Below are 11,743 nucleotides of genomic sequence, written 5' to 3' on the forward strand. Positions count from 1 at the left end.
AGGGGTGGGCAGGGACGGGGCGTGTACGGGAAGGGGGTGGCGTGAGGGATCAGCGCGAGGTGTCGAACACTTCGTCGCGGGCCGTGGCGAGCGCGCTCTCCAGCGCGCCGCGCAGTACGGGCCGGTGGGTGACGTCCCCGGCGAGCAGCCGTGGCCTGGACGCGGCGAGTTCGGCCAGCTCGGCCGCGACCCGGGCGCGCAGCGGCTCTCCGCCGCGCGAGAACAGCTCGCCGGAGAGCACGACGATCTCCGGATCGAGGACCGCGACCAGGGAGGCGAGCCCGGTCGCGAGGCCGGTGGCGAACCGGTCGAGCAGCGCGGCGTACGGTCCGTCCTCGCCTTCCTCGCCCCGCTCCACGGCCTCGGCGGCCCGGCCCACCAGCTCGGCGGCGACCTCCTGATGGGTGCCGGAGCCCGGCGCGTCCTCGATGCCGAGTTCCCGGGCGAGGCGTGCGAGCACCTGGGCGCCCGCCAGCTCCTGGAACCCGCCTGCGTTGGCCTTGGTGACCTGGCGGACCAGCGGCGCCCCCGGCACCGGCAGGAAGCCGACCTCGCCGGCGCCCCCGGTGAAGCCCCGGTGCAGCCGGCCGTTGATCACGAGGGCGGCACCGAGCCCCTCCTCGTTCCACAGCAGGACGAAGTCGTCGTGGCCCCGGGCCGCGCCGCGCCGCTGCTCGGCCACGGCGACCAGGTTCACGTCGTTCTCGTACTCGACGGGCATCGGCAGCACGGCCGCCAGCTCGTCCAGCAGCGCGGGGGAGTGCCAGCCGGGCAGGTGGGAGGCGTAGCGCAGCCGGCCGGTGTTGGGGTCGAAGGCGCCCGGCGTGCCGATGACCACCCGGTGCAGATCGGCCCGGGTCAGCCCCGCGTCGGCGACCGCTCCGTCCAGCGCCTCGGTCACCTGGCGCACCACGCTGTCGGCGCGCCGCCCGGGGGTCCGCAGCTCGAACTCCCCGACCGTCCCGCCGGTCACATCGGCGACGGCGGCGACGATCCGGTGGGCGTTCACGTCGAGACCGGCGACATGGGCGGCGGAGGCGTTCACCGCGTACAGCTGGGCGTTCGGCCCGGGGCGGCCGGCCGCGGTCCCGGTGGCCACGACGAGTCCGGCGGCTTCGAGCCGGGCAAGGAGCTGGGAGGCGGTGGGCTTGGAGAGCCCGGTGAGCTTCCCGATCCGGGTCCGCGACAGGGGGCCGTGCTCCAGGAGCAGATCCAGGGCGGCCCGGTCGTTCATGGCGCGCAGAACGCTGGGTGTGCCCGGCGTGTTTCCGGCCATGTGTACGGCACCTGCCCCTCTGTTAGGAAAGTTTCCTATCCGGTGAGAGGAAGGTAGGGCCCGGGTCGCCGGGGCGTCAATGACCTGATGGCCGGTGGCAACCAAAGCGTTACCTGGCCGAAAACGACCGAGGCCGGGGACCGCGCGGGTCCCCGGCCCGATCCGGACAGAAGGCCTTACTTCGTGGTGCTCGGCGGCGGGATCGGGGTCGTCGCGAGGGACTGCGGTGAGGTCGCGGAGGCGTACGCGGACGGGGCGGCCACGCCGGCCGCGGGATCGGCGCCCTCCGCGGCCTCCTCCGGGGCGCCCGTCACCATGCTGATGCCCGCCGCGTCCAGGGCCACCTTGATGCGCCAGCGCAGCTCGCGCTCCACGCCGACCGCCTGGCCCGGCATGGTCTTGGCGCTCACCCGGACCGTCATGGACTCCAGCAGCACCGTGTCCAGGCCCAGGACCTCGACCGGGCCCCACAGGCGCTCGGTCCAGGGGTCCTCCTTGGCCATCTCCTGGGCGGCCTCGGTGATGACCGCGCGGATCTTCTCCAGGTCCTCGGTGGGGCGGACCTGGACGTCGACGCCGGCCGTGGACCAGCCCTGGCTGAGGTTGCCGATCCGCTTGACCTCGCCGTTGCGGACGTACCAGATGGCGCCGTTCTCGCCGCGCAGCTTGGTGACGCGCAGGCCCACCTCGATGACCTCGCCGGAGGCGACGCCCGCGTCGATCTGGTCGCCCACCCCGTACTGGTCCTCCAGGATCATGAAGACCCCGGAGAGGAAGTCGGTGACCAGGTTGCGGGCGCCGAAGCCCAGCGCCACACCGGCGACCCCGGCGGAGGCGAGCAGCGGGGCCAGGTTGATCTGGAACGCGCCCAGGATCATCAGCGCCGCGGTGCCCAGGATCAGGAACGAGGCCACCGAACGGAGCACCGAGCCGATCGCCTCCGACCGCTGGCGCCGCCGCTCCGCGTTGACCAGGAGGCCGCCGAGCGCGGTGCCCTCCACCGCCTGGGCGCTGCGGTTCATCCGTTCTATGAGCTTGGTCAGGGCGCGGCGGACCGCGATGCGCAGGAAGAGCGCGACGGCGGCGATGAGGACGATCCGCAGACCGGTGTTCAGCCAGGTGGACCAGTTCTCCTCCACCCAGCCCGCGGCGTTGCCGGCCTGCTTCGCGGCTTCGTCCAGCGAGCCGCCCGGCTCGGGTGACGGGGCTGCGGCCAACAGGGCGGACAGGGACACGGCTGGACCTCCAGGGGGCGGGCGCTGAGCGGAAGAGCGCTGAACAACCACACTAACGGGGCATCACCCGTGCTCCGTTGCCGTGACCGGGGGGAGAGACGCGGCTCACCCGGAGATACGGAACGCATAAGGGCCGAGGACGCCCCGGCACGGTCCCGGTCCTCTCCGGCGGAGAAAATTCGTCCCCGCCCGTTACCCGCACGTGGTGGCGCTTCGACCAGGCGTGAGGGGAGACTGAGAGCGGAGATCGTCCCGGCGCGAGCCACGCGCCGCCGGCGTACAAGGAGGCATCCGTGCCGCATGTCCTGGTTCTCAACGCGTCGTACGAGCCGCTCGGCGTCGTACCGCTCCGCCGCGCGCTCGTCCTCGTCCTCGAGAACAAGGCCATCTGTCTTGAGGAGTCCGGCGCCCTCATGCACAGCGCCACCCGGGTCGTCCCGGCCCCCAGCGTCGTCCGTCTCAAGCGCTTCGTCCGCGTCCCGTACCGGGGGCCCGTGCCGCTGACCCGGCGAGCCCTGTTCGCCAGGGACGGCGGGCGCTGCATGTACTGCGGGGCCGCCGCGACCAGCGTCGACCACGTCATCCCGCGCAGCCGCGGCGGGCAGCACGCCTGGGACAACGTGGTGGCGGCCTGCCGCCGCTGCAACCACGTCAAGGCCGACCGCCATCTGCCCGAGCTCGGCTGGCGGCTGCACCAGCAGCCCGCCCCGCCGACCGGACTGGCCTGGCGGATCATCGGCACGGGCCACCGCGACCCGCGCTGGCTGCCCTATCTGCAACCGTTCGGCGCGGACGACGCGATGGCCCGGATCGACGGCATCTCAGCCTGAGACCGGGCCTGTGTGCTTCCGGGCCTGTGTACTTTCCGGGGCGGTACGCCGTGCCGGGGCGTGCTCCGGTGTGCCCGGCGCCGGCCCCGCGGTCGGGGGGCTCGGCCTGCCGCGCCCGGGCCCCTGTCAGCCGCTCTTCGCCACCGCGTACGCCCGGACCGACCACAGCGAGATGCCGTACTTCGTGGCCCGCTCGTCGCCCGTGACGCGGATGAACCGGGTGTCCTTCGCGTCCATCCGCACCGACTCGTGGCCGCCCGCGCCCTCGCGGACGGTCGCGGCGGTGCGCCAGGTGCGGCCGTCGGCGGAGACCTGGACCCGGTAGCGGGAGGCGTACGCGTCCTGCCAGTCCAGCTCCACCTTGCCGAGGCGGACCGGGCCGGGCAGCTCCGTCTGCCACCACGCACCGTCCTCGGCCGGCGAGGACCAGCGGGTCTCCGCGTCGCCGTCGGACGCGGCGGACGCCGGGAAGCCGTCGGTCTCGTCGCCCGACGAGGAGGCGGCGGCCCCGCGCAGCACGTCGGGCCCGGCGGTGCGCGGGTAGGCCCGGACGGTCAGCGTGGTCCTCTCGTCGCCGAAGGAGAACGGCACCTCGTACTCACCGGCCGGGGTGTCCGCCGGCACGGTGATCTCCACCGGGACCTCGGTCCGCGTCCCGCGCGGCACGGTCGTACGCTTCGGCACCCGGACCTCGATGCCCTCGGGCGCCTTCGCGGTCAGCCGGCCCCTCACCTCGGCCGGGCGGCGTCCGGAGAGCCGGGCCCGCACCTCCTGCGGCCCGCCGCCGATCACCGCGTCCGTCTCGCCGCGCGCCAGGTCGAGGCGGGCGGCCGGCTCGTCGCCGAACCACGGCACCAGGGAGCGCACGTCCGGGGCCGTCCCCGCGCCGACGGACGCGCCGGCCAGCGGCGGGATGATCAGCGGCGGCGACCCGGCCACCACCGGCGCCGCGGCCGGCCAGCTGATCCGGACCGCGTCGGCCCGCACCCCCTCGCCCGCCGCCTGGGTCCAGCCGCTCGCCGACAGCGGGCCGAGCGTCCGCCAGCCCTCGTCCGGCACATGGGCCTGGACGATCGCGCCGGCCGCCGCCCCGCCGCCCGGCAGGGTCGTCGCGGTGACGGCCTCCAGCGGCCGGGTCCGGTCGAGCCGCACCGTGTAGCTGCCCGGGGCCTCGGTCACCTCGCCGCCGGACCGGTCCGTGCCGGTCCAGGACCGGGTCTCCTTCCGGACCCGGTCGAGGAACGGCCCGAGCACGCCCTCGCCGACCTTCGCGCCACCCGCCGCGATGTCCTCGCGGACCGGCTCCAGCGCCAGCGACGCCCGCCACGCGGCGGACCCGTCGCCCCGGGCCTGGGCGCGCAGCAGGTCGACGGCCAGCTCGCCCGCGTGGCCGTAGCGCGCCAGCTGCGCCGTCCACGGGCGGACCTCGTCGCCGAGCCGGCCCCCGGCCACGCCCGCGAGCCCGCCCGGGGCCTTCCGCATCCCGCCGAACGCGGCCCGCAGCCGGTCCGCCGCCCTGTCGAGCGCCTTGGCGTCGTCGCCCGCGTACGCCTTCCAGAACGCGGCGATCAGCGGCCGCAGATACGCGGACTCCGTGGCGCCGAGCACGGAGCCCGCGCTGTTGCCCGCGAGGGCCCGCAGCGCGTCGCCGCCGCCACCGGAGCCGCCCGCGAGGTCGTCGACGGCGGCCTGCCAGGACTCCTCGGAGTCGTACCCCTTCGGGTTCCACGCGAAGTCGGCGGCCGTGAACAGCGGGATGCGGGAGGCGGCCGGCTGCTCCATCGCGTTGGCCAGCAGCGCCGCCGAACCGGCCGCGACCGCCGGGTCCCGGCCGGTGTACGGGCCGAGGAAGAGCCGGTCCTGGGCGTAGTCGTTGACCGGGTAGTTGTCCATGGTCACCAGCGGATGCCCGAACGCGGCACGCGCCCCGGCCAGTTCCGCGCCGGTGATGGTCCTCGGCACGACCCCGACGCCCGTCCAGGCGACCTCGACGCCGTCCGCCAGTTCCCCGGCGAGCGCCGTGCGGTACTCGGTGGCGCCGTCCTGGTAGAACTCCGTCGGCATCACGGACAGCGGCCGCGCGCCCGGGTGGCGCTCCGCCAGGTGCCGGGCCACGCCGTTCACGACGCGGGCCTGAGCCCTGGCCGCCGCCTCGGGGCCGCTGCCGAAGGCGTCCGCGTCGGCCGCGCAGTGCCACTCGCTGTAGCTGACGTCCTGGAACTGCACCTGGAAGACCCGCACCCCCAGGCCCCACATCGCGTCGATCTTCCGGTTCAGCGCCTTCAGGTCGTGGTCGGACGACAGGCACATGGACTGGCCGGGGGCCACCGCCCAGCCGAGCGTCACGTGCGAGGCCGCGGCCCTCTCGGCCAGCTCCCGCAAGTCCGCGCGCCGCGTCGCCGGGTACGGGTCGCGCCAGCGGGCCTGCCGGTACGGGTCGTCGCCCGCCGCGTAGAGATAGCGGTTCTGCTTGGTGCGTCCCAGGAAGTCGATCTGCGCGAGCCGGTCCTCCCGGCTCCACGGCTGCCCGTAGAAGCCCTCGGTCAGCCCGCGCACGGCGGTGGACGGCCAGTCGCGGACGGTGACCCCGGCGACCTCGCCGCCCCGGACCAGCTGGCGCAGCGTCTGCACCGCGTGGAACAGGCCGTCCTCACCGACGCCCTCCAGGGCCACGGTGTCCCGCTTCGCGACGCGGCCGGCCGCCAGCCGGTAGCCGCCCGCGGACAGGTCCGCCCGGTCCGCCGCGCCCAGGGCGCGCAGCGCGTCCGCCGCCCCGTCGCCGCCCACCCGGAGCACCGGTCCCGCGCCCGGCAGCGCCTCGTGGACCGTGCGCACCCCGGCATCCCGCAGGACCGTGCGCAGCGCCTCCACGGCGTACGGATCGGCCTCCGCGTCCACGACCAGGGTCACCTCGCCGGTCAGCACGACGGCGGGTCCGGTCGCCTCGATGCTCTGCGGACGCGGCCACACGGCGGGCGGCGCGGAGTCCGCGGCACGGTCCCGGTCGGCGGCGGACCGGGACGCAGGGTTTGGGGGAGCGGCGAGCGCCTGCGGCGCCCCGGCGGCGAGCAGCCCGCCGAGCACGGCCACGGCGACGGCCGTCGCCCGCGTCCTGCCACTGAGCCGCATCCCTGTCTCTCCCCTCGCCCCACCAGTGGGTTCCGAGCCCACCACCCCACGCGCGAGAGTGTCAATGCGCGAGGCGACCGGTACGGAAATGCACCGATACGACCGGTGTGATGAGCGGGGTGCATGTGACGGGCCGATACGCGAAAGACAGCGCTGAATGGCCGAAAAAGGCGGACGTCTTGCGGACAACCGGCCCTTCGGGAACGGAATGTGACCCGGGGCACGTTGAACTCGTTGTTGTAACGCCTACGTCTGCGGCAGCGCCCGCTGGGTAGGCCGTCTCTGTCCTGTTCTCCATGGCCAGGAGGCCACCATGCCCGCCACCGCGCAGCTTCCGCTCTCCGCCCTCTCCAAACAGGCATCAGGTCCCGCCCCGCTGATCAGCGCGTCCCCCGCCACCGTGCCCGGCCCGCTCACGAGCGAGCCGCCGCTCGCCGACGCCATACCCCTGACCAGCGAGCCCCCGCTCGCCGAGGCCACCCCCCTGACCAGCGAGCCGCCGCTCGCCGTCCTCGCCCCGCTGACCAGCGAACCGGCCGCGTCCGGCAGCGCGTGGGGCACGGAGTCCCCAGGAGTCTGAATGGGCTTGTCCCGGCTCGCCGCACTGCACGGCGTCGCCACCTCCTTCTCCCCTTCCGCCGGTGTCACCGAGCCCGTCCCCGAGACGACGGTCGTCGCCGTTCTCGGTGCGCTCGGCGTCGACGCCACCACGCCCGAAGCGGTACGGGACGCGCTCGCCGCCGCCGAATCGGCGGCCCGCGCCCGGCTCCTCCCGGCCACGCTGGTGGTGTGGTCCGGCGAACCCCTGCCCTCCGCGCTCACCGGGCTGCCGCCCGGCACGGAGCTGTCCGTCCGGCCCCAGGAGGCGGACGAGACCGACGAGCCGGTGCCGCTGCGGGTGCCCGCCGGGGAGCCGGATCCGGCCGAACCGGGAAGCGCCTGGTGGGCCGCGCCCCCGCTCGGGGTGCACCGGCTCACCGCCCACGCGCCGGGCCGCGAGCCGCAGGACTGCACGCTCGTCGTCGCCCCGGACCGCGTCCCGCAACCGCCCGGCCGCAGCCACGGCTTCCTGGTCCAGCTCTACTCCCTGCTCTCCGTCCGCTCCTGGGGCATGGGCGACCTCGGTGACCTCGCCGACCTCGCCTCCTGGTCCGGCCGGCGGCTGGGCGCCGGCTTCGTCCAGATCAACCCGCTGCACGCGGCGGTGCCCGGCGAGCCCACCGACCCCTCGCCCTACCGCCCGTCCTCCCGCCGCTTCCCCGACCCGGTGCACCTGCGCGTCGAGTCCGTCCCCGAGTACGGCCACGTCCCCGACCCGGTGGCCCTGGACACGCTGCGCCGCAAGGGCGCCGAACTGCGCGAAGCCGTCCTGGACAAGGGCGCCCTCATCGACCGGGACGCCGTCTGGGCGCTCAAGCGGCAGGCCCTCGGCCTGGTCCTCGACGTCCCCCTCACCCCCGGCCGGCACGCCGCCTACTGCGACTTCCTCGCCGCCCAGGGGCAGGCCCTGGAGGACCACGCCCTGTGGTGCGCCCTGGCCGAGGTGCACGGCCCCGACTGGCACGACTGGCCCGAGGAGCTGCGGGACCCCCGCTCCGACGCCACCGCCCGCGCCCGCGCCGAACTGCTCGACCGGGTCGACCACCACTGCCGCCTCGCCTGGCTGACCGACACCCAGCTCGCCGACGCCCAGCGCGCCGCCCTGGACGCCGGAATGGCCGTCGGGATCGTCCACGACCTCGCGGTCGGCGTGCACCCCGGCGGCGCCGACACCTGGGCCCAGCGGGACGCCTTCGCCCACGGCATGTCCGTCGGCGCGCCCCCGGACGCGTTCAACGCGCGCGGCCAGGACTGGGGGCTGCCGCCCTGGCGCCCCGACGCCCTCGCCGCCTCCGGCTACGCCCCGTACCGCGGACTGCTGCGCGGCCTCCTCGCCCACGCGGGCGCCCTGCGCATCGACCACGTCATGGGCCTGTTCCGGCTCTGGTGGGTGCCCGAGGGCCGCCCGCCCACCGAGGGCACCTACGTCACGCACGACGCGGAGGCGATGCTCGCCGTCCTGGTCCTGGAGGCGCACCGGGCCGGCGCCGTCGTCATGGGGGAGGACCTGGGGACGGTCGAGCCCGGCGTCCGCGAGGCGCTCGCCCGGCGCGGCGTTCTCGGCACCTCCGTGCTCTGGTTCGAGCGGGACTGGGCGGGCGACGGCCGCCCCCTCGCCCCCGAGCGGTGGCGCGCGGACTGCCTGGCCACCGCGACCACCCACGACCTGCCCTCCACCGCCGCCCGGCTGACCGGCGACCATGTGACGCTGCGCCACCGCCTCGGTCTGCTCACCCGCCCGCTCGACGAGGAGCTGAGGGAGGACCGCGCGGAGACCGCCGAGTGGCTGGCCCTGCTCACCCGGCTCGGGATGCTCCCCGAGGGCGGCGGCGACGAGGAGGCGGCCGTCCGGGCCGTCCACCGCTTCCTGTTGCGTACCCCCGCCCGCATGGCCGGGGTCTGGCTGCCCGACACCATCGGCGACCGCCGCCCGCAGAACCTGCCGGGCACCTGGGACCAGTACCCCAACTGGCGGCTGCCCATCGCCGACGCGGAAGGCGTACCGGTGACGCTGGAGCAACTGGCGGCCTCGCCCCGGCTGCACCGGCTCATGGACGTCCTGCGCGCCCCCGGGGCGGGGTCGCAGACTCGTACGGCACCCCCGGGCGCGCGGCCCGCGTAGGCGTTCGCTACGTTTGCACCGTGGACAAGAAGAACGCTATGCGCGCCGGCGCCGTCGCCGCCGGAACGACGCTGATGATGCTGCTCATGTCGTCCCCCGCGCTCGCGCTCACCCGCGACGACGGCGACGACCCGGGTTCCGGCCTGAGCGTGATCGACACGATCGGCCTGTACGTCCTGGCGCCCATCGTCCTGTTCGCGGTCATCGCGGGCCTGGTCATGGTCCTCGACAAGTCCAAGAAGCAGGTCTGACCCACCTGTCCGGCGACCGGGGCCCCGCCCCCGGTGCCGCCCCGCACGGCACGGGTGCGCCGCACGGTAGCCACTACCGCGCGGCGCACACGCATGTCCGGACCCGGACGCGGCGGTAGGTTGCGGCCATGACCGAGTGGGACGTCAAGAAGCTCCGCATCCTGCGCACCCTGCGCGACCGGGGCACGGTCACCGCGACCGCCGACGCCCTCCTGATGACCCCGTCGGCCGTCTCCCAGCAGCTGTCCAACCTGGCGAAACAGCTCGGCGTGCCCCTCCTGGAGGCCCAGGGCCGGCGCGTCCGGCTGACCGACGCCGCCCATCTGGTCCTGCGCCACGCCGAAGTGGTCTTCGCCCAACTGGAGCGCGCCGACGCCGAACTGACCGGCTACCTGCGCGGCGAGGCGGGCGAGGTCCGCGTCGCCGCCTTCGCCACCGCCGTGCCCGCGCTCGTCGTCCCCGCCGTGCAGCGGCTGCGTGCCGACGGCCGCCCGGGCCCCGACGTCCGGGTGCGGGAGGCGGAGGCCGCCCAGGCGTACGAACTGCTCGCCGCCGCCGAGGTGGACCTCGCGCTGTCGCTCGCCGCCCACGCCCCGACGGCGCGCGACCCCCGGTTCTCCGTGCTGCCGCTGCTCGCCGACCCGCTCGACGTGGCCCTGCCGGCCGGCCACCGGCTCGCGGACGCGGACGGGCTGCGGCTGGCCGACCTGTCCGCCGAGCCCTGGATCTTCGGCGGCTCGGAGCCCTGGTCGGAGATCACCGTCTCCGCGTGCCGGGCGGCCGGCTTCGCGCCCGAGCAGGCGCACAGCGCGTCCGGCTGGACCGCGATCCTCGCCATGGTCGCCGCCGGTCTGGGCATCGCCCTGGTCCCGCGCATGGCCTCGGCGGAACGCCACGGCCGGGAGGGCGTGGTGATGCGGGTCCTGGACGCGGACCGGCCCCGGCGCCACGTCGTCGCCGCCGTCCGCCGCGGGGCCGAGGACGCCCCGGCGGTGGCCCGGGTCGTCGCGGCGCTGCGCGAAGCGGCGGAGCCGTACGGCGAGAGCGCGACCTTTCAGTAGAGCTGAACGATTCGTGCGGAAACTTTCGATGGACCTACCGGCTTGCGGCGTACGACAGTGAACGCATGACAACCGAACGGAACGAGACCCGGAACGACGATCCCCACGCCAACGACGCGGCCCCGTACGGGGGCGGCGACCCCTATGCCGACTACCGCACCGCCGACCTCCCCTTCACCGACCTCGTCGACCTCGCCGACCGCCGCCTCGGCGCGGGCGTGATCGCCGCCAACGACGAGTTCTTCGCCCAGCGCGAGAACCTCCTCGTCCGGGAGCGCGCGGTCTTCGACCCCGAACACTTCGGCCACAAGGGCAAGATCATGGACGGCTGGGAGACCCGCCGCCGGCGAGGCGCCGACGCCGAACACCCCTTCCCGGCCGCCGACGAGCACGACTGGGCGCTGATCCGCCTCGGCGCCCCCGGCATCATCCGCGGCATCGTCGTGGACACCGCCCACTTCCGCGGCAACTACCCGCAGCGTGTCTCGGTGCAGGCCGCCTGCGTCCCGGGCTCGCCCGGCCCGGAGCAGCTCCTCGCCGACGACGTGAAGTGGGAGGAGATCGTCCCGCCGACCCCCGTACGCGGCCACGCCGCCAACGGCTTCGAGATCACCGGCGGACGCCGCTACACCCACATCCGCCTCTGCCAGCACCCCGACGGCGGCATCGCCCGCCTGCGCGTGCACGGCGAGGTCGTCCCCGACCCGGCCTGGCTGGCCGCGCTCTCCACGTTCGACCTCATCTCGGTCCTGAACGGCGGCAGTTACGAGGACGCCTCGGACCGCTTCTATTCCTCGCCGACCCAGATCATCCTGCCCGGCACCTCCCGCAAGATGGACGACGGCTGGGAGAACCGCCGCCGCCGGGTCCGCGACACCAACGACTGGGTCCGCTTCCGGCTGCCCGCGCAGGGCGCCGTCCGCGCGGTCGAGATCGACACCGCCTACCTCAAGGGCAACGCGGCCGGCTGGATCGCGCTGCACGGCCGGGACGGCGAGAGCGGCGAGTGGTTCGAGATCATCCCGCGCACCCGCCTCCAGCCCGACACCCTGCACCGCTTCCCGCTGCCGGCCGAGGCCGTGGTCACCCACGTACGGCTGGACGCCTTCCCCGACGGCGGGGTCGCCCGGATGCGCCTGCACGGCTCCCTGACCGAGTCCGGCGCGGCCGAACTGACCGCCCGCTACGAGGCGTCGGCCTCATAACACCCTGCTCCCGCCCGGCGGACGGCTGCGCGTA

9 protein-coding genes are annotated in these 11,743 nt (G+C 75.1%); 6 read left to right on the forward strand and 3 right to left on the reverse strand.

Annotated elements, in window-relative coordinates; genetic code table 11:
* Window positions 1-49: 49 nt before the first annotated feature.
* Both BLW14_RS21300 and BLW14_RS21305 read right to left on the reverse strand, forming a co-directional pair.
* Entirely contained in the window at window positions 50-1,276 is a 1,227-nt protein-coding gene (locus BLW14_RS21300; protein WP_093708807.1) for an ROK family transcriptional regulator, read from the reverse strand.
* 176 nt (window positions 1,277-1,452) lie between these two features.
* Complete coding sequence (locus BLW14_RS21305; RefSeq protein WP_093708808.1) at window positions 1,453-2,511, reverse strand: mechanosensitive ion channel family protein; 1,059 nt, start codon at window positions 2,509-2,511, stop codon at window positions 1,453-1,455.
* A gap of 293 nt (window positions 2,512-2,804) precedes the next feature.
* On the opposite strand from BLW14_RS21305, the gene BLW14_RS21310 reads away from it, so the two are divergent.
* Window positions 2,805-3,341, forward strand: coding sequence for an HNH endonuclease (locus BLW14_RS21310; protein ID WP_018518134.1), 537 nt, complete (start codon window positions 2,805-2,807; stop codon window positions 3,339-3,341).
* Window positions 3,342-3,467: 126 nt separating this feature from the next.
* On the opposite strand, the gene BLW14_RS21315 is transcribed toward BLW14_RS21310, so the two are convergent.
* The gene (locus BLW14_RS21315) at window positions 3,468-6,470 is read right to left on the reverse strand and encodes a glycoside hydrolase family 84 protein (RefSeq protein WP_093708809.1); all 3,003 of its coding nucleotides are present in this window, start codon (window positions 6,468-6,470) and stop codon (window positions 3,468-3,470) included.
* Between the two features lie 313 nt (window positions 6,471-6,783).
* Between BLW14_RS21315 and BLW14_RS21320 the strand changes: the two genes are divergently transcribed.
* From BLW14_RS21320 to alc, 5 genes are all read left to right on the forward strand, one after another.
* Window positions 6,784-7,050 (forward strand): hypothetical protein, encoded by a 267-nt coding sequence (locus BLW14_RS21320; RefSeq protein WP_018518136.1) that lies wholly within the window; start codon window positions 6,784-6,786, stop codon window positions 7,048-7,050.
* Entirely contained in the window at window positions 7,051-9,192 is a 2,142-nt protein-coding gene (gene malQ, locus BLW14_RS21325) for a 4-alpha-glucanotransferase (protein ID WP_093708810.1), read from the forward strand.
* A gap of 20 nt (window positions 9,193-9,212) precedes the next feature.
* Window positions 9,213-9,443 carry a hypothetical protein gene (locus BLW14_RS21330; protein WP_093708811.1) on the forward strand — a complete coding sequence of 77 codons (231 nt, stop codon included), beginning with the start codon at window positions 9,213-9,215 and terminating at the stop codon, window positions 9,441-9,443.
* A gap of 128 nt (window positions 9,444-9,571) precedes the next feature.
* On the forward strand, window positions 9,572-10,504 hold the full coding sequence (locus tag BLW14_RS21335; protein ID WP_093708812.1) for a LysR family transcriptional regulator: 933 nt from the start codon (window positions 9,572-9,574) through the stop codon (window positions 10,502-10,504).
* 65 nt (window positions 10,505-10,569) lie between these two features.
* Window positions 10,570-11,709 (forward strand): allantoicase, encoded by a 1,140-nt coding sequence (gene alc / locus BLW14_RS21340; RefSeq protein WP_093708813.1) that lies wholly within the window; start codon window positions 10,570-10,572, stop codon window positions 11,707-11,709.
* Window positions 11,710-11,743: the final 34 nt, after the last annotated feature.

Origin of the sequence: Streptomyces sp. 2131.1 (assembly GCF_900105515.1) — a bacterium.
GTDB lineage: Bacteria > Actinomycetota > Actinomycetes > Streptomycetales > Streptomycetaceae > Streptomyces > Streptomyces drozdowiczii.